This window comes from Mycobacterium sp. 48b, from assembly GCF_048282725.1.
Taxonomy (GTDB): domain Bacteria; phylum Actinomycetota; class Actinomycetes; order Mycobacteriales; family Mycobacteriaceae; genus Mycobacterium.
Window position 1 is genome coordinate 2,224,310 of sequence record NZ_JBLVUL010000001.1, and the last position, 24,694, is coordinate 2,249,003.

Here is a 24,694-nt window from a genome sequence, read left to right on the forward strand (position 1 = left end):
GCTGCGCTGACTTAGAATGCGCAGGTGGGAGGAGGACCCTGGCCGGCACACATACCGGTGGCCACCGTCGGACGGCCGGCCTTGACACCGGCCGGCATTCCCCGCCCTGGAATCACCCGCCTGCTGAGGGATCGCACCGGTCTGGTGGTCGTCGCGGCGCCCGCGGGATACGGGAAGACCACCGTGGTGGCGCAGTGGGACGACGCCGACGACCGCCCGTTCGCGTGGGCGCGGCTCGACAACCTCGACAACGACCCCGCGCATCTGCTGCTGCACCTCGCCACGGCGCTCAACCAGATCAAGCCCATCGACCCGGCGGTGCTGCACTACCTGCAGGGCGCGGGCCGCGCCGAAACCCAGCTGGTGTCCGCATTTGTCCAGGCGCTCGAGAGCTGCGGGCCCGTGGTCCTGGTGCTCGACGACGTCCACGAGTTGTCGGCGCGCGCAGCCGTGGACGCCCTGCGTGCAGTTGTGGACCTGGCCCCGAATTCGACGACGGTGGCGCTGCTCGGCCGGCAGATGCCCGCGCTCGATCTGGCGCGACGCCGACTGCAGGGCTATGTCTTCGAGATCGGAATTCCGGAGCTGAAGCTGTCCGGATCCGAAGGCACGGCCGCATTCGCGGCGCTCGGTGCCGGTATGGACAAGGCCACGATCGCGCGCGTCCTCGATAAATGTGAGGGCTGGGCTGCCGGGGTGGTCATGGCGGCATTGGCATTGCGTGATGGCGCGCCCGCTGAAGCGGTGACCGGGCGGCACCGGCTGGTGGCCGACTATCTGGTCGAAGAGGTGCTCAGTCAGCTCGAACCCGACACCGTGACGTTTCTGACGGAATCAGCAGTCCTGGAACGCTTTTGCGCCGACGAACTCGATGCGCTGCTGGGGGGTGCCGATTCGGCTGCGATGCTCGACGCGATCACCCACTCGGGCAACATGTTTCTGGTTTCCCTTGATACCCAAGGTGTCTGGTACCGCTATCACCAGCTGTTCGGAGACCTCTTGCGTGCCCGGCTGCGCGAGCGGAATCCGGACCGGTTCCGGGAATTGGCCGCGCGGGCGGCAGATCGGCTAGCCCGAGCCGGCGACATCGACGGGGCGTTGGCCCAGGCGTTGGCCGCCGACGACCGTGCGCAGGCCGCTGCGCTGGTGGGAATCGACGCCGTCCGGCTGGGTTTCGACGGGCGTGCCGGCGTGCTGGCCCGGCGGCTCAGCCTGATCGACGAACAGACCTTCGCCGACTACCCCGATGCGGCGATCGCACGGGCCTGGCTGGGAGTGATGACCGGTGACGCCGAATTGATCCAGCGGTCGGTGCTGACCGCGAGCGCGGCGGACTCTGGTGAACCACTTTCCGACGGCACGCCCTCGGTTGAGGTGGCTGCGGCGCTGATCGGTTCACTGATCGGTGTCGGGGGCGTGGGGGAGGTTATTCGTCATGCCGAAACAGTTTGTAGCGCAGGCGATCACCTGGTGAATCCGTGGTGGGGCGCGGCCACCACCATGAAGGGCACCGCGCTGTCCATGCTCGGTAAAGCCGCGCAGGCGCGGGCCACCCTGGAATCGGCGCTGCCGGTGATCGAAGACCTGCCCGGATTCCAGGCCGCCGCACTGGCACATCTCGCCGCACTGGACCTACTCGACGGTGACCTGTCGGCCGCCGTCGCACACACCAACGCCGCTCGCTCGATCGTCGACTCGCGGGACCTGTCCGACATGGTCCCGATGGTGGTTGTCTATGCGGTCGATGCGTTGGTCCGGGCCCGGCGCGGTGATGTGGCCGGAGCGCGCTCGGCCGTGCACGCGACCGAGCGGCTCGTCGACCGGCTCGGCGATCTATCTGCCCGTACTGCCCTGATGGCCCACGTGCTGGTCGCCGGCGCAGCTGTGGAGATCGACGACACCGAACTGTGCGACCGGCACCTGGCCGAGGCGCAACGCACCCATCGGCGGGAACCCGATGCGGTCGGCATCGGGCAATGGCTGGACCGTATCCGGGCCTTGTCGACGGCCCGGGCGGCCCGTGGCGCTCGGCCATCGCTGACGACGGCCGAGCTCAGGCTGCTGCCTCACCTGGCCACGCATCTGTCCCTGCAACGCATAGCCGATGAGCTCGTCATCGGCCGGGAAACCGTGAAAAGCCAGGCCAAGTCGATTTACCGCAAGCTGGGCGTCTCGTCGCGGGCCGCCGCGGTGACCGAGGCGGACCGGCTCGGGCTGCTCAGCGAGACCGCGCGAGCCGCCGCGAGAACGGCAACAGCATCAGGAACTCCACGATCAACACCACGGTGATCATCACGACCACCTTCGGGTCGTCGAAGTTCTGCCCGGCCACCACGAACGCCGCGGCAGCGTTGCGCTGAGCGGTCCCCAATGCCAGGACCTCCCGTGTTCCGGGACCGCCCATCAGCCAACCGATCCCGGCGCAGATCACCGTGTACACGACAGCCGCCAATATCCCGAAGGTGCCGAAAACCGACAGCACACTGTTGAAATGAGCAGCGATCGTGAACACGATCACCAGAATCATGCTGATCGTGGAGATCTTCGCGATCACGGGCTGGAGGCGGGCGGCCATGCTGGGACCGCGGGCCCGCAGCAGCAGGCCCGCAGCCAGCGGGATGAGCATCAGTACGACGAGGGACATCGCGATCTGCGCAGGATTGACCGCGGTGCCCGAGACAAATATCGGCAGGATAAGCGGCACATATCCCACGGTGACGACCATCAGGAGCACCATCAGGCCCACCGCGAAGGCCATGTCGGCCTTCGCGAACTCGGCGAGCTTGATCAGGAACGGTGCGCCGGCCGCGAGTCCGCACAACAGCAGCCCGATCCCTAGCGGATCATCCAGATCGAACGCCTGCCACAGCCCGAACGCGGCCAGCGGCGCCAGCACGAAGTTGGCCGCGAGAGCGAGTGCAACGACACGAATGTTCTTGAGTGGGGCCAGGATCTGGCCAACCGTGAGGCCGAGACCGACGGCCAGAGTGCTGGAGACGACGAAGAAGACGACGGCGATATTCGACCCCTGCAAGAGGAGATCGTTCATACCGGTCCCCATCAGGCCATCGTGACCAGGTTGCGCCAGAAGGACTTCAGGCTGTCACTGGCGCCGAAGAGGGTGGTGAAGTGGGTTGAGTCGACCAGGACGATGTCGCCGGCGCGGTCGCCCGATGGCGGCATGTGGATCAGCGCGTTGAACTCGGTGTTGCCCGCGAGGGTGAACGGATGCGGCCGGGTCATGTCGATCGGTTGCCGCCCCAACACCCGCAGGTCTGGTCCCTCGGGCGCGGTCAGCTCGTAGTGCGGCAGGTGCGGATGCAAGGCCAGCGTGCTGACGTCGCGTAGCAGACCCGCGGAATCCAGATCGCGGAAAGTGGTAAGCGGCACAATCTGTCTGGTGCCCTCGACCGTGGCGGGCCGCAGGCCCCAGGTGTTGTGGACCGGGATGTCCAGGCCGGTCAGCAGCGACCGGGCGTAGCCGCTGAACCGCTGGATTCGCGGCGTCAGCGGATCACCGTGGTGCAGGTACTCCATCTGCTGCTGCTCCTTGTCGTCGGTGAACCCGACGTCGTGGTGCGGCGCCAGCATCAGACAGGTGCCCTCACGCTTCAACCACTGCTTGATCGCGGCGATCTCGTCTTCGGTCGCGGCCTCGTCACCGAGCAGATGATCCAGGCCGAAGATCATCAGGGTGTCGGTGTCGTTCAGGATGCGTTCATCGATCGGCAGCCGGTACCCGGCCTGATCGACCCGCTGGAACACCGCCACCGGATGGCCGGTCGCTTCGCCGGCCACGTCCTGGAAATTCAAGGACGAGCGGTGGAACAGTTCCAGCGTTCCGTCGATGCCCTGCAGGAACTCCTTGGCGGTGTACTCGGGTGTTTCGTATGCCGGCCAGGTGGCCAGGCGTACCTCGGTGATCGTGGAGAACCGGTTGTACAGCTCGGCGGGGTCGCGCTGGACCTCCCACGGGTAGCTCCAGGACCAGTAGATGCTCACGCGTCGTTTGCCGTTGCGCGGCCGGGAGATGTGCGCCTGGTTGTAGGTGCGGGCGTAGGGAAGGGATGCGGTCATGATGTCTCCTGGTTCTCGAGGTCTGTGAGGTAACGCAGCGCGTTCATGCCGGGCAGGAAGAAGTACGCGCCGCCGCGCAGGGTGGTGAACGCGGGCAATCCCTTGTACACCTTGCGGATCGGCCGTTTCGGAATCTTGAAGTCCAGCGTGCCATCCTGGGTGCCGCAGATCGGGTCGTGGTCATTACCGAGGTCCTTGAAAGCCTTGTCGTTTATCCAGACGTTCTGGGCGAACTCGAACTGACGGACCAGGCTTGAGCAGATCAGGAACATCCCGACACCGCGTTCGATCCCGTCGTCGGCGACGCCTTCGGGCAACGCAGGCCCGTAGGTGCCGCTGCGCCGGATCATCCTGCGCCGGTTCGGGTTCGGTTCCGTATCGCGCGGGTTCAGCCTGCGGGCATGGGAGCCGACCGGGCAGGCATAGCCGTGCGGATCCATCTGACCGTAGTCGAAATCGTTGTTACGCATCGGATCCGCACCCAGCTCTGGATCGTCGTGCTCGGGTGCCAGCACCAGCGGTGCACCGCTGCGCCAGCGGCCCATGAACTTGGCGGCGAGTAGCTCCTCGCCCTCGGCGCCCTCGGCATTCTGCTTCAGGTAGTCGCGGAAGGTCCCGACATGCTCCTCCAGTCTGCGGTAGGCCATGTAACTGCCGTTGCGCGAAAGCGCCTCGGGTGTGGGCTGATGTGACACCAAGCCCTCCTCGTCCGGATAGCCGAGGAGGAACTCGCCCGGTGCCAGTGCCCCGCCCGAGCCGGGGATCAACGTCTCTCCCGAACCCTTCATCTGCGGCTGCGACACCGGATCGCGGTACCCGAAGTGATCGTGGTCGTACTCGAACGGCGCGGTCGCGGCCAGATCCAGATGCGACAGCGACCGCACGCCTGGGCAGCGGGCAAGTAGCGCGTCGTGCTCGCCGACGCACCGGACGCGCTCCTCCTCGTCCCGGGCGAACAGGATGACGATCGCGTGCAGGTCGTCGCCCGCGAGCCCGCCCACCCAGTGCTCGGGTGCGGCCGCGCCGGTGTCCCCGAGGATGTCGGCGCGCGACGCCATGCCCTCCCGGAACTCGTCTGGGAACGACGCCAATGTCTCCTCGTCAACTCCCAATGCGCGCAACCCATTCCAGGTGAAGGCCAGGTTGACCCAACGCTTGAAGACGTTGACCGTCTCGCGGACGTCGGTGGCCGACTGCACGAGCGGCACCATCTCGGCGAGCCACGCTTGCCCGGCCTCGGGGGTGTCGAAAGACAGGAACTCGTACCGGCCGGTCAGGTGGGGCGTCCCGGTCAGCATGATGTGCTGGATATCGCCGAATTCGAGGTCCGTCATTGCATCCACGGTCACTGCATCTCGTCCAACATGTACGCGAACGCGGCCTTGAGCCGCAGCGCCTTTTTGACCTCCTCGGACGTCACGTACGGGTACTCGCCGTACTCCAGGAAGCTGGGTACCTGGTGGTCGCGGACGAACATGATGAAGGCTTCCGGGTTGGTCTTCCAATCCTCTGGGAAGCCCTCCAGGTGGGTGAAGGCCGTGGTGATGCCGGTCGAGCTGAACAGTTTGACGGCATCCTCGGTGTACTTGTCGAAGTCGGTGTCGAAGATGCCCTGGTACTGGAAATGCAGACCGGAGCCGACGTCGAACAACTGCCAGCGCAGGTAATGCAACTTCAACGGGGCGAGCACGTCGGGCTGCGCGGCGACGGCCGCTTCAAGCTGCTTGCCATAGTCGCGGATCGCCTGCTCGTGGCCGTCGAGCACCTTGGCGATGATGTTGAAGCCGTAGCAGGCGGGGGTGCGGGGAAAGACCGGGCCGTACCGCCCCCGGGTCAGTTCGAAATAGCCCTCCTTGGGGATGGCTAGGGCTGCGGGCTGAGTCCAATCGTTGTTTCCGTTGTGCGCCATGGCAACGAGATTATGGACGCCGCCGCCTCCCGTCGTCCCCCAATTCGGGGGAAAACCGCTTGTCAGCGCCCTGAAACGCACGCCGGTCGGTGATATGCGCGTCACACCGGAGGCCGGATTGTGCCCGATGATGTGTCGGGGTTCCGGCTAGGAGAGTCGCTCCACTTCGACGAAGACGATCGGGTCGAGGTCGCCGCGATTCTCGACGGTGTGCTCGGAACCCGCCGGGCGCGAATAGCTCTGGCCGGCGACGAGTTCCGCGACGATCTCGATACCGTCGGCAGTGACGACATGCATGGTGCCGGTGACCAGCGGGACCACCACGTACTCGTGATCGTGCCGGTGCATCGGTATCGCACCACCGGGGTTGATCGTCCACTGAGTCACCCGGAACCAGTCATTTTCGATCTGGATCTCGCCGTGGGATCCGGTCGTCATGTTCGCTCGGCCATCAGAAGTCGGGCGTGCTGACGTCTTCGAGTTCCTGCTCGGGTCCGGTTGGCGCGACCGGAGCAGTGGGAGTCGTCTGGATTTCGGCCGAACCGCATTCCGTACCGCTCACGCCGGGCGGGCACAGGCTGTTGCCGCTCGGTGAGTTCGGCACCAGGTAGGGGACACAATTCTGGGTGTAGGTGTCGTTGTCCTCGCCGTTCGGGCAGGCCGCCAGCGCCGTGGACGGGGCGGGTAGGGCGGCGACGGCAGTTGTCGCTGTCACCAACGCGACCGCGGAGCAGGCGGTGACGATCAGGGTTCGGGTGGTGATCAGGGCTTTCATGTCATTCACTTTCAGTCGATGACCGCGGTTGCCTTGTGCACGGTGATCGGCGCGGCCAGCTGCTGCTCGTCGCAGATCCGTTGCAGTTTCTCCAGTGTCTCGGCCAGACCCGGACCGGTGCGGCGGCCCGGCGTGAAGGTCGCGGGCAGGTGCTGCATGCCCTGGATGACTCCGATGGTCTCGTAGTGCACGGTGCCGCCGGCGTCGCACCGGTAGTCCGGCATCCGGTCGAGCACCCCGGTGAGCATCGACTTGAACACCGTGCGCGCCACATTCGAACCGATACACCGATGCACGCCCAGGCCGAAACTGAAGTGGCGGTTACCCGTTCGATCCATCATGAGCTCGTTCGGGTTCTCGAAGACACGTGGGTCGCGGTTGGCCATCGCCCAGGACAACCACAGCCGCTCACCCTCTTTGAGCGGCACGCCATCGACCTCGATGTCCTCGGAGATCGTGCGGCCGTCCCCGGGGGCCGGGGTGAAGAAGCGCAGGAACTCCTCGGTCGCCGAGTCGAGGAGGGAAGCACGGTCCCGGCTCAATCGCTGACGCTGATCGGGGTGCAGGGAGAGCCACTCGAGCGAGTGCGCGGTGAGTGCCGTGGTGGTGTCGAAGCCGCCGCCGATCAGGAGCATGAGCATGCCCAGGATCTCGGAATCGGGTGCCGGCTCGCCGTCGACGCGCATCCGGACCATGGCGTCGATCAATCCCGGACGCGGATCGTCGCGGATCACCGCAACGTGGCCCATCATGTGGACCGCTGAGGCCACCGACAGGTCGAAGACGCGTTTGGCGTCGGGGGAGTCGGCCCGTGTGTATACCGATGCGTGCGCGGGTTCGCAGTAGATCTCCCATTCGGCGAGTGGGACACCCAGCAGTCCCAGGGTCAGCACCGCCGGGACGATGTTCGCCAGATCGTCGACGAAATCGATACTGCCGTCTTCGATCTTCTCGTCCAGGCACGCCCTGACGAGCTCGTCGACCACCGGCTTCCACCGTGCGACAGCGGCCGGTGAGAGGTAGCCGTTGAGCGGTGTCCGGTAGGCGCGGTGCTCGGGGTCATCCATCTCCAACATGCCGCCGCGGAACTGCGTGCTCACCTCGCCGCGCGGAATGTTGATGCCCCGATAGCCTTTTCGTTCCCCGACGATGTCGTTGTCATTCGAGATGTGTGGGCAGCGGGCGAGCTCGAAGACCTCGCTGCTGCCAGCGGCCACCCAGTGCCCGCCGTAGGTGTCGGTCCAGGCCAGCGGGCAGGTGCCCAGCATCTCCGAGGTGATCGGCTCGAACTGGTCGCGATACTGCGGGGTGTGCCGGTCGAAGTGGTAGCTGTGCTCGATATGTCGAGCCTCTGCCGTCGCACCCTCGGTCATCTGCGCTCCCAACGCCGTTGTGGGTCTGCAGGTCTGAGGATAGGAACTATGCGCCGTGGTGTGGGCGGTTCTGGTGGATCACGGCGTGAGATTCACGATTGCTTTGCCGTACTCAAGGTCCGCGGGCACCGAGACGTGGTCGTGGGTGACCATCCAGACGCCGTCGACGCGGCGCAGGCACGCCGTCCAACGCAGCCACATGTCGATGTCGCGGCCACTGGCGAGAGTGCCACGGACGTGGTTGAGGCTGTGCACGAACGCGATGTCACCTTCGGTGGTGATGGTCAATTCGTGCACGTCGTAGCCGATAGGGCCGGTGTAGGCGGCGAAGACTTCCTGCCAGGCCCGCCGCTTGTTGTCGTCTCCTGCGTACCGCAGCGGTGCCCCGAGGTCGAAGGACACGACGTCGGGCGCGTAGAGGGCGGTGAGGGCGTCGAGGTCGCGCGCGCGGATCGCATCCACACCGTCGGCGATGCGCTGTCGGATGGCGGCTTCAGTCACGAATGTCACGGTAGGCCACCACCGCCACCGGGCACCGGCAAATCAGCCGGTGGGGCCGAGTCCGAGTTCGGCCAGCAAGACGCGAACCCGCCCTTCGATGTCGTCGCGAATCGGGCGGACCGCTTCGACCCCGAGACCCGCTGGATCGGCCAACTCCCAGTTCTCGTAGCGCTTGCCGGGGAAGTACGGGCAGGTGTCCCCGCATCCCATGGTGACGACGACGTCGGCGGCCTCGACGATGGCGTCGGTCCATCGCCGGGGTTGTTCGTGTGCGATGTCGATCCCGACCTCGGCCATGGCGGCGATCGCGGCGGGATTCACCGTGGCCGCCGGTTCCGAACCTCCGGAGAACACCGATGCCCGGTCTCCGGCGAGGTGCGCGAAGAAGCCCATCGCCATCTGCGAGCGGCCGGCGTTGTGCGTACACAGGAACAGCACACTGGGGCGGTCGCGCTCGGTCATCAGGTGCTCCTCGCAGGTTGGTCATCGCTCACGGGGCTGAAACGCTTTCGCAGGGCCAGTGACACGTAGACCAGGGCCACCAACACCGGCACTTCGATCAGCGGCCCGACCACACCGGCCAGGGCCTGACCGGAGGAGGCGCCATACGTCGAGATCGCCACCGCGATGGCCAGTTCGAAATTGTTGCCGGCGGCCGTGAATGCAAGGGTGGTGGTGCGCTCGTAGGCCAGCCCCAGGACCGCTCCCAGTGCGTATCCGCCGCCCCACATGATCGCGAAGTACGCCAGCAGCGGCAGCGCGATGCGCGCGACGTCCCAAGGGCGGTCGGCGATCTGGTCGCCCTGGAGGGCGAACAGCACCACGATGGTGAACAGCAGTCCGTACAGCGCCCACGGGCCGATAAGGGGCAGGAACGTCGATTCGTACCAGTCGCGGCCCTTCGTGGATTCACCGATACGGCGCGACAGGTAGCCGGCCAGCAGCGGGATGCCCAGGAAGATGATCACCGACTTCGCGATCTGCCATGGTGATGTGTCGATGCTGGTCTGCTCCAGGCCGAGCCAGCCGGGCAGGACCGACAGGTAGAACCAGCCGAGTACCGCGAACATGAGCACTTGAAAGATCGAATTGAGGGCAACCAGCACCGCGGCAGCTTCGCGGTCGCCGCAGGCCAGGTCGTTCCAGATGATGACCATCGCGATGCAACGGGCCAGCCCCACGATGATGAGACCCGTCCGGTACTCGGGCAGGTCGGGCAGAAAGAGCCAGGCCAGCGCGAACATCAGGGCGGGACCGAGCACCCAGTTGAGGATCAGCGAGCTGATCAACAGCGTGCGATCACCGGTCACGCGGTCGAGTCGGTCGTAGCGAACTTTCGCCAGGACCGGGTAGATCATGACCAGCAGGCCCAGTGCGATGGGCAGTGAGATGCCGTCGATCTGAACGTGATTCAGTGCGGTGTTGACTCCGGGAACGAGCTTTCCGAGCAGCAGGCCCGCGGCCATCGCCACCGCGATCCACACCGGTAGCAGCCGGTCCAGCGTGGAAAGCCGTGCAGGGACAACCTGGTTCACGATGTGCAGCAGGCGCCGCCGGCTTCGGTGCCATCGAGCGCGGATGAGTTGGTGCCGAAGGATTCCGAGTCGGCGAGAACGGTGTAGACCTCCCACTTCTCGCCCGCGGGCCCGGTCACCCACACCTTGTCCTGCGTCGCGAAGCAACAGGTGGTGCCGATCTCCTCCTCGGTGAACATGCCTTCGCCCGTGAGGCGGGCGATCTCGGCGTGCACCTGCTCACTCGACTCGACCTCGATACCGAGATGGTTGAGTGTCCCGCCGTGTCCGGGATTTTCGATGAGCACCAACTTCAGCGGGGGAGCGGCGATGGCGAAGTTGGCGTATCCGGGCTTGATCTTGGCCGGGGCCGTATTGAAGAGCTTCGAGTAGAACGCGATGGATTCGTCGAGATCATCGACGTTCAGGGCAAGTTGTGCGCGGGACATGACGGGCTCCCAACCTCTGCGACTTATGTCGAACTATCGGACAGCATCGATGATGCCACCTCTTCGATATAAGTCAACATTCTCTGGCACAATAGTTTCATGCCCAAGGCGTTACCCGTGGTCGACACCACCGAACCGGTCTGCTGCTCACCAGTGGCGGCGGGACCGATCGATGACGATGGAGCGCTGGAGATCGCCTTACGGCTGAAAGCGCTGGCCGACCCGGTGCGGGTCAAGCTGGTGTCGCTGTTGTTCAGTGCCGAGGCTGGAGAAATTTGCGGGTGCGATCTGGCGGCTGCGGTTGGACTGGCCGAATCAACGGTCAGCCACCATCTGTCGCAGCTGCGGCGAGCGGGAATGGTCGAGTCCGAACGGCGCGGGATGAACGTCTACCACCGACCGCGCCGGGACTCACTCATCGCTCTGTGCACGGTGCTGGACCCGAACTGCTGTCGTTAGAACACAACGGCTGCCGGGCCTGAGCCCGCGTCAGACGCAGTCGACGCAGAGCTGCTGATCGCCCTTCTGCAGGGCCATCCGGTTGCGGTGCTGCACCAGGAAACAGCTCGAACAGGTGAACTCGTCAGCCTGCTTGGGAATGACCCGGACACTCAGTTCCTCGCCCGAGATGTCGGCGTCGGGCAGGTCGAACGAATCGACCACCTCGTCCTCGTCGATGACTGCCGTGTCGGCTGCGGTGCGCCGCGTGGCCAGCTGTTCCAGCGACTCCTCAGCAGGCTCGTCGGTCTCTTTGACGCGCGGGGCGTCGTAGTCGGTAGCCATAAATGATCCTCCTAAGTTCAAGACCAATGTTTCTCGCCAACGCCACAGCGGGACTCCTTGTTCCCCGGGCGAACAGCCTGTAAACGTCGGATGCACGTTAGCGGTTCAAATGCCTGGGGTCTTCATCGGTAGACGTGATGCTGAGTACAGTCGTCGGCGTGCATGACGATGTCAGAGGTTCGGACGCCGAGATCTTCGATGACGCTGAGCTTGATGAGTACCTCGATGACGACGATGCGGACCTGGAGGACCTGGACTCCAACGGCCAGGTGATCTCGATCCGCCGCGCCAATGGCGAGGAGCTCCTCACCATCGTGGCCCAGGACGACGAGTGGAATGTCGACCTGCAGCCCGGGGGCTCCGTGCAGAGCGCGTTCCTTGGTTCGCGACGCGACACCCCGGTGTGGATCAACGCCCTCGACGGCCAGATCGAGCGCGATGACGACGGCACCTACGTCATCCGGATCGACTGACCTTCGGAGGTCTTTGCGCTCGTAGTGAGCGTAACCGTGGTGCTGCCACACCCCATCACCGATGGTGACGGGGTGTCCTCTCTGCGTGTAGTGAAGCTCGGTGCCCACATCGGGGCCCGCATCGACGGAATCGACGTCAACGGCAACCTCGACACCGCCACGGTGTCGGCGATCAACGACGCTCTCCTCGAGCACAAGGTCATCTTCTTCCGCGGCCAACACCACCTCGACGACGCCGGACAGCTGGCGTTCGCCCGGTTGCTCGGTACGCCAACCGGAGCACATCCCACCGTCACCTCGCGGGGCGACCGGATCCTGCCGATCGACTCGCGGTATGACAAGGCCAACAGCTGGCACACCGATGTGACGTTCGTCGACCGCATCCCCAAGGCGTCGCTGCTGCGGGCGATCACCCTGCCGAACTACGGCGGCACCACGACGTGGGCGTCGACCGAGGCGGCGTACGACCTGCTGCCCGGGTCGCTGCGTGCGCTGGTCGAGAACCTGTGGGCCGTACACACCAACCAGTACGACTACGCGGCCGACTACGACGGACGCCACGAGGATCTTGCCGACGGCCACCGTCAGTACCGCGAAGAGTTCGAGTCCGAGTACTACGAGACCGAGCACCCTGTGGTGCGGGTCCATCCCGAGACGGGTAGGCGAGTACTGCTGCTGGGACACTTCATCAAGCAGTTCGTCGGCCTCGGTGCCGCTGAATCGGCCACGCTGTTCCAGCTCCTCCAGAATCGGGTCATCAAGCTGGAGAACACGATTCGGTGGAGCTGGGAACCCGGCGACCTGGCGATCTGGGACAACCGGGCCACCCAGCACTACGCGGTGGCCGACTACGACGACCAGTTCCGCCGGCTCAGCCGGATCACGCTGGCCGGCGACATCCCGGTCGACGTCCGCGGGCAGCGCAGCCGGGCGATCGCCGGTGACGCATCGCGATACTCCGAGGTGGTCACGCCGGTCGCGCTGGCGGGATGAGCCGGACAGGCTGATCAGAGCCGGTCCATCTCTCGAGCCATCAGGCTGTTCTCCAGGTAGCTGCACCGCGACGGGTAGTAACGGGCATGCCGCCGCTCGGTACTGGCGTGCCAGAGTTCTGCCACCGATGACATCGCATGCGACACCATCGCGACGACGGTGTGGTCCCTGCGGGAACCCGCTGCCGCGGCGGTACTGAACAGCACCTGCTGCTCGGTGATGAGCACCGGTTCGCGTGAATGTCGACCCGATGCGGTCTGTTGTGGGGCTTCGCGCTTGTCGACGGAAACCGGATGGAAAATGCTCATTTCGAACTTCCTCTGAACCAAGCGCCGTACTTTCCAGCGCTTTCATGAAGAAAACGTACGGCCGCCGGTGGTTAATCCTCACGCGTAGTGCACTACCTCTATATGCGACGTTTCGGACCGAACGTCCTTTTACAGCAAGGCCCCCCGAGGCTGCTAAATGGACAGGCTAAGCGATTTGTAAAGGCCACCACGCAGTTTGCCACTGGCCGATGGCGGGCCGGGCGGGACCTTTCCTGTGCAACTATCTTGTTCCCGCGCAGCGTGATTGGATGGCCCCTCGCGTTGCCGGCGCGCACACTTGTCATCAGGGATTCGGCGAGAAGTGCTGACGTGGGGGAGATCCGATGAGTGCGCAGCAACAACAGAAGCTCGATGCGCTCTACGCGCTCGACAACGTCTTGACCATCAGAATCACTATGGCGCAAGCGGACTGGGATGCGGTCCGCACCCAACAGCCGGCCGGCGGGATATGTAATTTCGACTGGGACGGCGGATCGCGCTACAGCTGGCGCAAGGCGGCCTCGGTCGAGATCTCGGGAACCACGTTCCCCCCGCGGACGGAATTCAGCGATGTCGGCGTGAAGAAGAAGTCCTTCTGCGGTTCGATCAACAGTGAAAAGCCGTGTATTCAACTGGATTTCGGCAAGTTCAGCGACGCAACCGAGGAGCGGGCCGAGGATCTTCTCGGATCGCGATACCTGACCCTGAACAACTCCATCCAGGACCCGTCCTTCGTCCGGCAACCGCTCGGCTATCGCCTGCTCGGGATGGCGGGGCTGCCGCACTCGCGGTGCAACCTTGCCCGCGTCTTCGTCAACGGCACGCCGATCGGGCAGGGCCTTGCCGGGGTCAACGCACCGGGCGTGTACGTCAACGCCGAACCGATCATGAAGCGCTACATCGAGCGCAACTTCGGCAACATGAAAGGGAACCTGTACGAAATCGAGCACCGGGACGATTTCGTCGCCGCCCGCGTGCACTTCATCGCCACCGAGGAGCTGTCGGCGTTCGAGGACAAAGCGGATCTGAAGTTCGCCATCGGCCACATCGCCGGCCACGGGATCACCGGAGCCGCAGAGGTGTTCGACCTCGAGCAGTTCATCCGGCTCTACGCCATGGAGTTCTTCCTCAAACATTGGGACGGCTACTCCAACAACACCAACAACACCTACGTCTACAACGACGTCACCGCCGTCGAGCGGCCCGGCGTCGGCAACGTCAAGTTCAAGCTGATCCCCTGGGGGATCGACCAGACCCTGCGTACCGACCACCGGTTCAAGCTGGGCGGCACCGCGGTGCTCGCGCGGCTGGTACGAGACGATCCGGCTCGCCGTGATCAGCTGTTCGACCAGATCCGCATGTATCGCGAGACGATCTTCAGCCGGAAGTCACAGCAGACGGTGCTCAAGCCGCTGTTGGACCAGCTTGAGGGCCTGGCCGCCGACCTCGGTGTTCCCGATGCTGTCGGTCAGGTCGCCACGGTGCGTCAGCAGTTGCGGCTGGCCGAGTCGGCCGCCTTCGCCTTGACCGGATTCCCCGACAACGCCACCGTGTACCTGCTCAACGAGGAGGCCGGGGCCGCACTGCACGCCAGCAACAGCGAGACCATCCCGCCCGGGGCGGCGCCACCGCAGAACTTCGAGGTGTACCACTGGCCGCTGAAGGACGACGACGATCCGGCTGACCTCTGGCGGATCAACGACACCGCCGGCGGACGGAAATCGCTGACCAATCAGGGCTCCGGCCGCGTGCTGCACGCCAGCGACAGCCTGACCACGGGCCAGGGGCACAAGTACCTCTACACCTGCGCGCCGGCCAACACCGACCACGCCGAAGAGTTCACGATCGTGCCCTCGGCGTCGGTACCGGCCGACTTCGCCTACAGCGGCTATTTCCGGCTGGTGAGCGCGCGGACCAACCTGCAGGCCACCTACGGCATGGACCTCACCCCCGGGGGCCGGGCCCGGGTCCATCAGGAGCCACTCGGCTCGCGGATCTGCTTCTACTGACCGCTCAACCGTCGGTCACCGCGTAGCCGCCGCGGTCGTCGACGATGAGGATCCGTCGTTCGCCGTCCCGGTAGAACGCGGTGCACCCTTCCGGCTTCATCGACTCGTGGAACCGCGCACCGGTCACCCGGACCGCGTCGGCGCCGCGCGTCCAGGTGCACAGCGCGAACGGCTCGGCCTTCCTGCTCAACGACTTGCCGAGCAAGATCAGGAACTCGCCGGACCGCTCGTCGTAGGAGATGTCGCGGATGCCCTGCAGTGCCTCCGAATGAGGCACCCGCAGGGTCCGGGTGACCGGGGCGCCCAGGGAATCCGTGGACCACGGGCCGCCTGCGGCCGCGCGCACCTCGATGATCGTCACCCGCCCGGGCTCGGCAGGCCCGCGCACCCCGAACAGCAGCGCGCAGGAGCCCGGATCCCACGCCACGCCTTCGACGTTGAGTCCGCCGTCGTCGGGTTCGGATGAAGCCGCCGCGGCCAAGGCGGGCTGGTGTGCCAACAGCCAGGACCGGAACCCCGTCATCGGTTCGGCGCGCAGGTTACCGGAGTCGGCGTAGCTGATGCGGACCAATCCGTCATTGACCTGCGCATCCGATACGGACAATGACGAAGCCGCGATGAGGTAGGTCCGGCCGTTCGCGTCGAGGCGGGTCAACCCCTCGAGATCGCCGAGCTGCTGCTCCGTCACTCCCACCAGATCACGTCGCCGGATCTGCTTCAGCTCGTCGTCGTCGCGATCCAGGGTGATCTCGAAAACCGCTGTGGCGTCGTGATTGTCGATGAAGACGAACCGATCCGGTGCCACCTGTACGACCCCGGATGCATTGAACACCACGCCGTCGTTGCGCTTGCCGAACGAACGTGACTTGATCCGTGACCTGTCCCCGAACCGCGCTCGCGGTGGCTTCAGGGGCTTGGCCATACAGCGATGCTAAGCCGGTGGCCTCCGCCGTGCCCCCGGAAATCCCGCCCTAATCGATGTTGCGGGGATAGCGTGAGGACTCGTCGTTTCGCACCTGGATAGGAGACTGGACGATGAGAGCCGAATCCGCGTCGGGCGAGGGTATCGCCGGCGTATTCCGGTCCCCGCAACGGCTGACGGCCGCCGTCGTGGCGTTGCTGGTCGGGCTGTTCGGGGCCGCGATGCTGGCCCCGGCCTACGCTTCCGCCGAGGGCGAGACCTATATCGTCGCCACCGACATCACGTTCGCGCCGTTCGAATTCCAGGACGTGGACGGGAAATTCGTCGGCATCGACATCGATCTCATCAATGAGATCGCGGCGAACCAGAAGTTCAACATCACGATCAAACCGTTGGGTTTCGACGCTGCGCTGCAGGCCGTTCAGGCCAATCAGGCCGACGGGGTGATCGCCGGCATGTCGATCACCGACGAACGCAAGAAGGTCTTCGACTTCTCCGACCCGTATTTCGAATCCGGCGTACAGATGGCGGTGCTGGCCGGCAACGAGGACATCAAGTCCTACGCCGACCTCAAGGGCAAGCGGGTCGCGGTCAAGAACGGCACCCAGGGTGCCGAGTTCGCCGAGTCGATCAAGGACAAGTACGGCTTCCAGATCGTCTCGTTCGCCGATTCCGCGTCGATGTTCGAGGAAGTGAAGACGGGTAACTCCGTGGCGGTCTTCGAGGACTACCCGGTGCTCGCCTATGGCATCCAACAGGGCAACGGATTCAAGACCGTGACGCCGAAGGAGAAGGGCTCCAGCTACGGGTTCGCGGTGAACAAAGGCCGCAACGCCGAACTGCTGAGCAAGTTCAACGCGGGTCTCAAGGAACTCAAGGATTCCGGCCGTTACGAAGAGATCGTCGAGAAGTACCTCGGCGAGGGCGCTTCGGAGGCCGACAACTCGTTCTTCGGATTGATCAAGAGCACCTTCCCGTTCCTGATGGCCGGCCTGAAGATGACGCTCATCCTGACGGTGGTGTCCATCGCGATCGCGCTGGTGCTCGGCATCATCTTTGGTCTCTTCCGGGTGTCGCGGTCGATAGTGCTGCGGGCCATCGGCACCACCTACGTCGACATCTTCCGCGGCACACCACTTCTGGTGCAGGCCTTCTTCATCTACTTCGGCATACCGACCGCGCTGGGATTCCAGATGACGGCGCTGACCGCGGGCATCATCACGCTGTCACTCAACGCCGGGGCCTACATGACCGAGATCGTGCGCGGCGGAATCCAGGCTGTGGACAAGGGACAGATGGAGGCCGCCCGCAGCCTCGGTATCGGATATCTGCCGACCATGCGCAAAGTCATTCTGCCGCAGGCAGTCCGCACCATGATCCCGTCGTACGTCAACCAGTTCGTCATCACCCTCAAGGACACGTCGATCCTGTCGGTGATCGGTATCGCCGAGCTGACCCAGACCGGACGGCTGATCATCGCCCGTAACTACCAGTCGTTCACCATGTGGCTGATCATCGGCATCATCTACTTCATCGTCATCATGGCACTGACAAAGCTGTCCGACCGGCTCGAGAAAAGGATGGTGAAATGACCCAGCTGGTACCGGAAGCCGCGGCCGCCGAGCCCGAGGGCACCGTCAAGATCCGCATCGAGGGCCTGAAGAAGTCATTCGGAGATCTGGTGGTGCTCGACGGCATCGACACCACGGTCAGCAAGGGCGAGGTGGTCTGTGTCATCGGACCGTCGGGGTCCGGCAAGTCCACCTTCCTGCGGTGCCTCAACAAGCTTGAGGACATCACCGCAGGCAAGGTGACCGTCGACGGGTTCGACCTCACCGACCGAAAAGTGGACCTGGACAAGGTTCGTCAGCACATCGGCATGGTGTTCCAGCACTTCAACCTGTTCCCGCACATGACGGTGATCGACAATGTGACGCTGGCGCCGCTGCTGACCAAGAAGATGGACAAGGCGGCCGCCGAGAAGCGGGCGATGGAGTTGCTGACCCAGGTGGGCCTGGCGGAGAAGGCCAACGTCAAACCGGCCACGTTGTCAGGTGGTCAGAAGCAGCGTGTCGCGATTGCCCGGGCGCTGGCGATGAACCCGTCGATCATGTTGTTCGACGAGGCCACCAGCGCGCTGGACCCCGAGATGGTCGGCGATGTACTGCAGGTGCTGCGCGACCTGGCCGAGGGCGGCATGACGATGGTGGTGGTGACCCACGAGATGGGTTTCGCCCGCGAGGTGGCGTCCCGGGTGATCTTCATGGCCGACGGCAACATCGTCGAGGACGACACTCCCTCCGCGGTCTTCGACAGCCCCAAGCATCCTCGGCTGCAGGAGTTCCTGTCGAAGGTGCTGTAGCTCAGCCCACGAAGAGCCCGTCGACCAGCGCCCGGGCCACCTTGCCGGCGTCGCGGCGGGCCGTGGCCGGGTCGTCGGCCGTCGCGATCAGCAGGGCCGCCTCGTCCAGCGCCCCGATGATCATCGATGCGAGGGTCTCGACAGGAAGGTCCCGGAGTTCGCCGGCGTCGATGGCGCTGCGGAGGCCGTCGCGCAGCGCGCCGAGGTAGTTGCGGTTGTCGATCTCGCGCATCTGCGCGAATCCCAGCGCAGCCGGCGCCTGCAGCACACTGATCCTGGCCACGGTGGGATCCAGGCAGCCGTCGAGGAACTCGTCGATCCCGGCGTCGAGCTGCGCTCTGCCGGTGTCGTGGGCCAGCGCTGCGGGCAACACCCGCTCGGCCAGCTCGCCTTCGACATTCTCGTAGACCGCCCGGAACACCGCCTCTTTGGTGGGGAAGTGGTAGTACAGCGCGTTGCGGGTGACGGCCGCGATGCGCGCGATGTCTCCTGTGGAGACCGCCGCATAACCGTGTTCGACGAAGAGCGAGCGGGCCGCGGCGACCAGTGCGGATCGGGTGGCTTCACTGCGCTGTTCGCGGCCGTCGCGGGGCTCGTCGCTCATCGGAGAATTTTAACAAGCTGTATGTATTGATGTTCGGCGGTTCATGTGTTTCCATACAGTCTGTATTGATTTATGTCCCGAAGCTCGCGGCGAGAGGACAGGTAATGAACATGCTCAGCTCCCGGCGGATGGTCCAGCTGCCCTGCGGTCAGGTCGGGGTACGCGAATGCGGCAGCGGTCGACCCGTCGTGTTCCTGCACGGACTGGTGGCCAACGGGCTGGTCTGGCGTCATGTGGCCGGCGGGCTCGCCGACCGGTTCGGTGACCAGATCCGCTGTATCGCACCAGATCTGGCTCTGGGATCGCACACGCCGGCGGTTCCCGCGGCTGATCTCACCCTGCCCGGTCTGGCCCGGACCGTCATCGACCTGTTCGATGCGCTCGACATCGAGCAGGCGGTACTGGTCGGCAACGGCTACGGTGGCGACATCGCGCAGGTGGTCGCGGCGTGCCACCCGCAGCGCGTCCAGGCGCTGGTGCTCGTTGCGACCAACGCGTTCGACTCCGATCCCTGGCCGGTCAAGGTGCTGTCCCGGCTCGCCTCCCTGCCGGGAGCCGGACTGCTGCAGTCGAAGGCCATCGGGCTCAAACCCGTGCAACGGCTCCGGATCACCTACGGCGGCGCGACCAAACGTCCCATCCCGGCCGACATCATGGCCGAGTATCTCCGGCCACTGCGCAGTGATCCGTTGGTGCGTAAAGATTTCCGGCGATTCCTGGGCGGGCTGTCGCCGGCGTACCTTGCGGAGTACTCACCTCGGCTGGCCGGCTACGACCGGCCCGCCCTGGTGGTCTGGCCGCGCGAGGAGCGGTACTTCCCCGCCGAAGGAGCGCCCCGGTTGGCCCGGACGCTGCCCAGGGCCACGCTGAAATTCATCGACGACTCCTACGCCTGGGCGCCCGAGGACAATCCGGCCCCGCTGGTCGCGTTGTTGTGCGAGTTCCTCGGATCCCCCGAGGTCGCGGCCGAATCCGGTCAGCCCTGCTCGACCACGTTGGACTGACCCGATTTGCTCACGTCAGGTTCCCCGGTGCGGTAAGTGACCCGGTTGTCGAATCCGGACACCCCGATGGTGTCAGCGGATTCGACGGTGATGACGTTCTCGACACCGGACACGGTCACCGCGACGCAGTGACCGGTGATCTCCAGCTCGTTCTGGATACCGCTCACGATCACGGTGTTGTCCCGGCACTCGACGGTCCGGTGTTCGTTGATCCCCGAGACGATCACCGTCTCTCCTGCCTGAACCTGGGTCGGTGCAACGGATCCGGGTAGCGGTACGCCGTTGATCGTTGTCTGCCGGATGGTCGTCGACTGGCTGTCGGTGACTGTGTCGGTGTCGGCGCCTGCTGTGTCGTCCGTCTTGCTGAACATCAGGTAGGCCGTCACGAGACCGCCGGCCAACAGGGCCAGCGCGAATCCGCCGAACACCAGGAACAAGTGTGCGCCGCCGGTGCTGCTGGGCTGAGGTTGCGGCGGTACCGGATACGGCTCATAGCCCGGCCACGGTGCCGGCGGTCCGGGGGGCGGGGGCGGGAAGGCGTTCCCGTATGTCCAGGGCTGCGTCGGGGGCGGAGTGGCGGAGCCGCCGGTCCCGAGTTCGGAGGTGCGAGCGGCGTCAGCCAGTGGGCGCTCGAGGTCCCGGATGCGGGCCTCGGGGTCGTCCTTCGGGTCCATGGGCAGATGCTCGCACATTCGGCCGCCGGTGCGGGTGCAAAGTGTGCCGCCATCGCGTCGCACTATTTGCTGGTTGATCCGCGCGCGAACGACGGTGGGCAACCGGTTCCAGGTGGGGTGATGTTGAGCAAAGCGGTTGATGCATAACCTGTCTGACCGCCGTGCGTCGCACGGGGCGATGTCGGTCCCCGGGCGTAGGCTTGATTTCACAAAAGGTTTGCTACGTAAGGAAAGGAATCTCGGTGCCTCAGACGGGACGATGGACCGGCGACCCGGTCTGGCTGGCCGATGTGCTTCGGGCGGAAGGTGTCGACCTCGTCGAGTATCCCGGGTGGCGGACGCGGGGGCACGGTGATTTCAAGGACATCCGCGGGGTGATGGTGCACCACACCGGATCGGACACGGCCTCGGCCGCGTCGATCGCCAACGGCCGACCGGACCTTCCCGGACCATTGTCGCAACTGCACATCGCGCGTGACGGCACGGTGACGGTGGTGGCTCTCGGGGTGGCCTGGCACGCCGGGGTCGGCATGTATCCGTGGCTGCCGACGAACATGGGCAATTGGCACATGATCGGTATCGAATGCGCCAACAGCGGCACCAGCCCCACCGCGCCGCATCGCAAGAACTGGCCTGACGCACAGTATTTCGCGTTGGTTCGGTGCTGCGCCGCGATCAATCGCCGGCTGGCGCAAACGTCCGAACGCACCATCGGGCACAAGGAGTATGCGGGCCGCGCACAGGGGAAGTGGGATCCCGGCGCCATCGACATGGACATCCTGCGCGCCGACATCCAGGCGCAGATCGGTGACATCGCGAATCCTGCGCCGACACCTCGGCCGCCGGTACCCGAGGGCCAGTACACCGACACCTTGCTGTTCCGGCCGATGGAAGGCCCGCAGGTGGCCCATTTGCAGCGTCGGCTCAAGACGGCCTACGCGTCCTATGCGGGGGATCTTGAGGTCGACGGCATCTTCGGGCCGCAGACCGAAGCGGCCGTCAAGGAATTCCAGCGTCGTACCCGCGGGCTCAAGGTCGACGGCATCGTCGGCCCGGCTACCGCCGCCGCACTGCGGCTCTGACGCGTTCGGGCTAACTCGCGCGTCCAGCATCCTGACGAAGGTGTTGTCTTAGGCTAACCAAACTTCTATGGTTAACCGAATACTTCTCCTCTAAATTAAGGAGCTGCTGGTGAAGCGCCTGACTTTCCTGTTCACCGGCGCTGTTGTCACGGCGCTCTCGCTCTCGGTAGCGCCTCCGGCGGCTGCCGAAGACTTCGCCATCACGGCTCCACTCCCCTCGCTGGAGGAGCTCAACGCCCAGATCCAGCTACTGGTGGCCAGCCAGGCCCCCGACTACGTGAAGGCCGCCCAACTCGAAGGCGGACCCCGGGCGGTGATCGTCCCGAAGATGGTCTACCGGCTCGGCATCTTCCGCGCACCGAAGGGCTCAGCCGTGGTCACCGGGCCCGAAACCCACGATGGCACCAGCCACACCGCGGTCATCAACGGCAGCCGCCAAGGGCAGCCCACGTTGCAGATCCCTGCCGAATGGCGCTACCTCGACGGACAGTGGAAGCTGGCGAGCAAGTCGATGTGCAACGGCATCTCCACTCTGGGCCTGCCCATTCCGTGCAACTTCCAGTGACCTGCCGATGATCGAGGTTTGCGAACTGACAAAGGCCTTCGCGGGCGTTCCCGCGCTGGCCGGGGTGACTGCGTCGTTTCCGCCCGGGACCGTCACCGCCCTGCTCGGCCTCAACGGGGCCGGAAAGACCACCCTCCTGCGGGTGATCGCGGGCCTGGAGCGCCCGGACGGCGGCACAGTTACGTTGTGCGGTAAGCAGATCGATGGTCGCGCAGAACCCATGCAGGTGCTCGGAGTGCACCTCGACCCGACGGTCATGGACCCGCGGCACACAGCCCGGCGCCACTTGTCCTGGCTGGCAGCACTGGGAGGCATCGCGCGCGAGCGCATCGACGAGGTGCTGGTCCAGGTGGGCCTGGCCGGACTCCGGCCCCGACCCATCGCCAAACTGTCGATGGGTGCCCGGCAACGACTTGCCATCGCCGGCGCCTTGCTAGCCCAACCTCCGGTGCTCATCTTCGATGAACCGGTCAACGGCTTGGACGTCCCCGGCATCGCCTGGCTGCGGGTGCTGTTGCGCCAGTTGGCCGCCGACGGGTGCACTGTCGTGGTGGCCAGCCACCTCCTCGGAGAGGTGGCATTGACCGCCGATCGACTGTTGGTGATGGAGCAGGGCCGGGTTGCCGCCGCCGGCCGCCTCGACGAGATCGTCCCGCCTGGTTCCGATCCGCGAGAGCACCTGGAGGCCCTGCTGCTCGGGATGGCCGACGCGTGAGCGGGCAGGTGCTGCGCAGCGCGCGGGCCGAGATGATCCGCACCGGCGGCCGTGGTCCGTTGTGGAGCGTTCTGGTACCGGTCGCGGTGATCCTGCCTGCTGCCATCACGTTCCTGATTGCCTATGTGGCCGAACGATTTGCCAGGATTCCGGGTCAGAGTTACGTCCAGCAGGTGTCGACGACCAATGCCGCATACTGGGTGATCAGCGTGACGGTGGTGGTGACCGCGCTGGCCGCGGCATACGGTCGGGCACACGAATTCCGATCTGGCGCATATCAATACGGACGATTTGCGGTTCCACGCACATCAGCGGAGCTGGCGGGCAAGTGGCTTTTCTACGGCTTCCTCGGAGCTGGTGTGTCGGGCTTCATGGTCGCGCTGGTGCTCGTCCTACTGCCGCAGATATCAGAGTCGGTCTACGGGCAGGTGTCGTTGATCGATCCGGATGGCCTGCGCCTGATGTGGGCCGTGCCGGTGTACGCGTTCTTCGCGGCCGGTCTGGGACTGGGCATGGGCACGGTGATCCGCACACCTGCCGCGGCGGTCGGCGCGATCCTGTTGTGGGTGTACGTGATCGAAACCGCCGTTGGCTACCTGCCCGGCGGCTACTCACTGCAACGGTTCATGCCGTTCCTCAACGGGATCTATGCCACCGGACAAGACATCGTCTTGAACCCTCCCTGGGGTTTTGATGTCGCTCTGGCGTACACGTGCGCCGTGTTTTCCGTTGTTCCGCTGTGCAGTACGTGGTGCACAGCTCGGCGAGGAGGAATCCCGAAATGACTGGCAAGAACGACCTGCCGCTGGCGCAGCGGTCCGACGCGGACCTGCCCGGGCACTGGCTGCTCGCCCGGCTGGGCAAGCGCGTGCTGCGCCCAGGCGGCCTTGAACTGACCACCCGGCTGCTCGGTGCCGCCCGGATCGGCGATGCCGATGTGGTCGAACTCGGGCCTGGGCTGGGCCGGACCGCCGCCGATATCGCCGCGCTGCGACCCCGGTCGTATGTCGGCGTCGACGACAGTTCGACAACCTCGACCCCACTGCGGAAGGTGGTGGCGGCCAACGGCGGCCGGTTGGTCGATGCCGATGCCTCGGCCACCGGCCTGGACGCGGGTTCGGCGGACGTCGTGGTCGGCGAGGCGATGCTGACCATGCAAGGGGACAAGGCCAAGAAGGCCGTCGTCGACGAGGCCTTCCGGATCCTGCGTCCCGGTGGCCGCTACGCCATCCACGAACTGGGGTTGATGCCTGACGATCTGGCCGACGAGATCAAGGACGACATCCGCCGCGAGATGGCCCGCGCCATCAAGGTCAACGCTCGCCCCCTGACCGTGGCCGAATGGAGTGGGCTGCTGACCAGCGCGGGATTCGAGATCTCCAGTGTCGACCGTGCCCCGATGGCGCTGTTGCAGCCGCGCCGGGTGATCGCCGACGAGGGCGTGCTGGGCGCGCTGCGGATTGTCGGCAACGTCTTGACACATCCGGCCGCCCGCAAGCGGGTACTGCACATGCGCGGGACATTCAACCGCTACCGGGAGCACCTGACCGCGGTGGCTATCGTCGCCGTGGTCCCTGCCGCAGAATCGAAATGACAGCTGCG

Annotated in this window: 27 protein-coding genes and 1 pseudogene; 13 read left to right on the forward strand and 15 right to left on the reverse strand. The window is 65.3% G+C overall.

What is annotated here, in order from left to right; genetic code table 11:
• Positions 1 to 24: 24 nt before the first annotated feature.
• The gene (locus ACNQR1_RS10835; RefSeq protein ID WP_418045956.1) at positions 25 to 2,289 is read left to right on the forward strand and encodes an AAA family ATPase; all 2,265 of its coding nucleotides are present in this window, start codon (positions 25 to 27) and stop codon (positions 2,287 to 2,289) included.
• On the opposite strand, the gene ACNQR1_RS10840 is transcribed toward ACNQR1_RS10835, so the two are convergent.
• The 10 genes and pseudogenes from ACNQR1_RS10840 to ACNQR1_RS10885 form a co-directional block, all read right to left on the reverse strand.
• The gene (locus tag ACNQR1_RS10840) at positions 2,219 to 3,049 is read right to left on the reverse strand and encodes a bile acid:sodium symporter family protein (RefSeq protein WP_418045958.1); all 831 of its coding nucleotides are present in this window, start codon (positions 3,047 to 3,049) and stop codon (positions 2,219 to 2,221) included. The two genes, ACNQR1_RS10835 and ACNQR1_RS10840, sit on opposite strands and share 71 nt — an antisense overlap.
• Positions 3,050 to 3,060: 11 nt before the next feature.
• Positions 3,061 to 4,077, reverse strand: a complete 1,017-nt coding sequence (locus tag ACNQR1_RS10845) for a hypothetical protein (protein WP_418045960.1) — start codon at positions 4,075 to 4,077, stop codon at positions 3,061 to 3,063.
• The gene (locus tag ACNQR1_RS10850; protein ID WP_418045962.1) at positions 4,074 to 5,411 is read right to left on the reverse strand and encodes a Dyp-type peroxidase; all 1,338 of its coding nucleotides are present in this window, start codon (positions 5,409 to 5,411) and stop codon (positions 4,074 to 4,076) included. The genes ACNQR1_RS10845 and ACNQR1_RS10850 overlap by 4 nt, the downstream gene beginning before the upstream one ends.
• An 11-nt stretch (positions 5,412 to 5,422) precedes the next feature.
• Positions 5,423 to 5,986: a hypothetical protein gene (locus ACNQR1_RS10855; RefSeq protein ID WP_418045964.1), complete on the reverse strand. Its 564-nt coding sequence runs from the start codon at positions 5,984 to 5,986 to the stop codon at positions 5,423 to 5,425.
• Positions 5,987 to 6,133: 147 nt separating this feature from the next.
• A complete protein-coding gene (locus tag ACNQR1_RS10860; RefSeq protein WP_418045966.1) occupies positions 6,134 to 6,424 on the reverse strand; it encodes a cupin domain-containing protein in 291 nt (96 codons plus the stop codon).
• A gap of 13 nt (positions 6,425 to 6,437) precedes the next feature.
• Complete coding sequence (locus ACNQR1_RS10865; protein ID WP_418045968.1) at positions 6,438 to 6,761, reverse strand: hypothetical protein; 324 nt, start codon at positions 6,759 to 6,761, stop codon at positions 6,438 to 6,440.
• Between the two features lie 11 nt (positions 6,762 to 6,772).
• Positions 6,773 to 8,134 carry a cytochrome P450 gene (locus ACNQR1_RS10870; RefSeq protein WP_418045970.1) on the reverse strand — a complete coding sequence of 454 codons (1,362 nt, stop codon included), beginning with the start codon at positions 8,132 to 8,134 and terminating at the stop codon, positions 6,773 to 6,775.
• 78 nt (positions 8,135 to 8,212) lie between these two features.
• Positions 8,213 to 8,635 (reverse strand): YybH family protein, encoded by a 423-nt coding sequence (locus ACNQR1_RS10875; RefSeq protein ID WP_418045972.1) that lies wholly within the window; start codon positions 8,633 to 8,635, stop codon positions 8,213 to 8,215.
• A gap of 42 nt (positions 8,636 to 8,677) precedes the next feature.
• Positions 8,678 to 10,182, reverse strand: a pseudogene (gene arsB / locus ACNQR1_RS10880) (ACR3 family arsenite efflux transporter).
• Positions 10,167 to 10,598 carry an ArsI/CadI family heavy metal resistance metalloenzyme gene (locus ACNQR1_RS10885; protein WP_418045974.1) on the reverse strand — a complete coding sequence of 144 codons (432 nt, stop codon included), beginning with the start codon at positions 10,596 to 10,598 and terminating at the stop codon, positions 10,167 to 10,169. Before ACNQR1_RS10885 ends, arsB begins: the two are co-directional and overlap by 16 nt.
• Positions 10,599 to 10,697: 99 nt before the next feature.
• On the opposite strand from ACNQR1_RS10885, the gene ACNQR1_RS10890 reads away from it, so the two are divergent.
• Entirely contained in the window at positions 10,698 to 11,057 is a 360-nt protein-coding gene (locus tag ACNQR1_RS10890; RefSeq protein WP_418045975.1) for an Rv2640c family ArsR-like transcriptional regulator, read from the forward strand.
• A 30-nt stretch (positions 11,058 to 11,087) separates the two neighbouring features.
• Here the strand turns inward: ACNQR1_RS10890 and ACNQR1_RS10895 are convergent, their stop codons facing one another.
• Entirely contained in the window at positions 11,088 to 11,381 is a 294-nt protein-coding gene (locus ACNQR1_RS10895) for a DUF4193 domain-containing protein (RefSeq protein ID WP_135457682.1), read from the reverse strand.
• Between the two features lie 158 nt (positions 11,382 to 11,539).
• On the opposite strand from ACNQR1_RS10895, the gene ACNQR1_RS10900 reads away from it, so the two are divergent.
• Positions 11,540 to 11,854: a hypothetical protein gene (locus ACNQR1_RS10900; protein WP_418045978.1), complete on the forward strand. Its 315-nt coding sequence runs from the start codon at positions 11,540 to 11,542 to the stop codon at positions 11,852 to 11,854.
• Between the two features lie 72 nt (positions 11,855 to 11,926).
• Positions 11,927 to 12,847: a TauD/TfdA dioxygenase family protein gene (locus ACNQR1_RS10905; protein WP_418045979.1), complete on the forward strand. Its 921-nt coding sequence runs from the start codon at positions 11,927 to 11,929 to the stop codon at positions 12,845 to 12,847.
• A 14-nt stretch (positions 12,848 to 12,861) separates the two neighbouring features.
• On the opposite strand, the gene ACNQR1_RS10910 is transcribed toward ACNQR1_RS10905, so the two are convergent.
• Positions 12,862 to 13,155, reverse strand: coding sequence for a hypothetical protein (locus tag ACNQR1_RS10910; protein ID WP_418045981.1), 294 nt, complete (start codon positions 13,153 to 13,155; stop codon positions 12,862 to 12,864).
• 344 nt (positions 13,156 to 13,499) lie between these two features.
• Here ACNQR1_RS10910 and ACNQR1_RS10915 point away from each other — a divergent pair, with 344 nt between their 5' ends.
• Entirely contained in the window at positions 13,500 to 15,164 is a 1,665-nt protein-coding gene (locus ACNQR1_RS10915) for a CotH kinase family protein (protein WP_418045983.1), read from the forward strand.
• Positions 15,165 to 15,168: 4 nt separating this feature from the next.
• Here ACNQR1_RS10915 and ACNQR1_RS10920 read toward each other — a convergent pair whose 3' ends face one another.
• Entirely contained in the window at positions 15,169 to 16,086 is a 918-nt protein-coding gene (locus ACNQR1_RS10920) for a hypothetical protein (protein ID WP_418045985.1), read from the reverse strand.
• A gap of 221 nt (positions 16,087 to 16,307) precedes the next feature.
• Between ACNQR1_RS10920 and ACNQR1_RS10925 the strand changes: the two genes are divergently transcribed.
• Positions 16,308 to 17,678: an amino acid ABC transporter substrate-binding protein/permease gene (locus tag ACNQR1_RS10925; protein ID WP_418050337.1), complete on the forward strand. Its 1,371-nt coding sequence runs from the start codon at positions 16,308 to 16,310 to the stop codon at positions 17,676 to 17,678.
• Positions 17,675 to 18,448 carry an amino acid ABC transporter ATP-binding protein gene (locus ACNQR1_RS10930; RefSeq protein ID WP_418045987.1) on the forward strand — a complete coding sequence of 258 codons (774 nt, stop codon included), beginning with the start codon at positions 17,675 to 17,677 and terminating at the stop codon, positions 18,446 to 18,448. Before ACNQR1_RS10925 ends, ACNQR1_RS10930 begins: the two co-directional genes overlap by 4 nt.
• A gap of 1 nt (position 18,449) precedes the next feature.
• Here ACNQR1_RS10930 and ACNQR1_RS10935 read toward each other — a convergent pair whose 3' ends face one another.
• Positions 18,450 to 19,052: a TetR/AcrR family transcriptional regulator gene (locus tag ACNQR1_RS10935; protein WP_418045989.1), complete on the reverse strand. Its 603-nt coding sequence runs from the start codon at positions 19,050 to 19,052 to the stop codon at positions 18,450 to 18,452.
• Between the two features lie 104 nt (positions 19,053 to 19,156).
• Here ACNQR1_RS10935 and ACNQR1_RS10940 point away from each other — a divergent pair, with 104 nt between their 5' ends.
• On the forward strand, positions 19,157 to 20,056 hold the full coding sequence (locus ACNQR1_RS10940) for an alpha/beta fold hydrolase (RefSeq protein WP_418045991.1): 900 nt from the start codon (positions 19,157 to 19,159) through the stop codon (positions 20,054 to 20,056).
• On the opposite strand, the gene ACNQR1_RS10945 is transcribed toward ACNQR1_RS10940, so the two are convergent.
• Entirely contained in the window at positions 20,029 to 20,730 is a 702-nt protein-coding gene (locus ACNQR1_RS10945; protein ID WP_418045993.1) for a DUF3060 domain-containing protein, read from the reverse strand. The genes ACNQR1_RS10940 and ACNQR1_RS10945 overlap by 28 nt on opposite strands.
• Positions 20,731 to 20,972: 242 nt before the next feature.
• Here ACNQR1_RS10945 and ACNQR1_RS10950 point away from each other — a divergent pair, with 242 nt between their 5' ends.
• The 5 genes from ACNQR1_RS10950 (at position 20,973) to ACNQR1_RS10970 (ending at position 24,686) form a co-directional block, all read left to right on the forward strand.
• The gene (locus ACNQR1_RS10950; protein WP_418045995.1) at positions 20,973 to 21,812 is read left to right on the forward strand and encodes an N-acetylmuramoyl-L-alanine amidase; all 840 of its coding nucleotides are present in this window, start codon (positions 20,973 to 20,975) and stop codon (positions 21,810 to 21,812) included.
• A 109-nt stretch (positions 21,813 to 21,921) separates the two neighbouring features.
• Positions 21,922 to 22,377: a hypothetical protein gene (locus tag ACNQR1_RS10955; RefSeq protein ID WP_418045997.1), complete on the forward strand. Its 456-nt coding sequence runs from the start codon at positions 21,922 to 21,924 to the stop codon at positions 22,375 to 22,377.
• Positions 22,378 to 22,384: 7 nt separating this feature from the next.
• Positions 22,385 to 23,092, forward strand: coding sequence for an ABC transporter ATP-binding protein (locus ACNQR1_RS10960; RefSeq protein ID WP_418045999.1), 708 nt, complete (start codon positions 22,385 to 22,387; stop codon positions 23,090 to 23,092).
• Between the two features lie 32 nt (positions 23,093 to 23,124).
• On the forward strand, positions 23,125 to 23,877 hold the full coding sequence (locus tag ACNQR1_RS10965) for an ABC transporter permease (RefSeq protein WP_418050338.1): 753 nt from the start codon (positions 23,125 to 23,127) through the stop codon (positions 23,875 to 23,877).
• A complete protein-coding gene (locus ACNQR1_RS10970; RefSeq protein WP_418046001.1) occupies positions 23,874 to 24,686 on the forward strand; it encodes a methyltransferase domain-containing protein in 813 nt (270 codons plus the stop codon). Before ACNQR1_RS10965 ends, ACNQR1_RS10970 begins: the two co-directional genes overlap by 4 nt.
• The last annotated feature ends 8 nt before the right edge of the window (positions 24,687 to 24,694 follow it).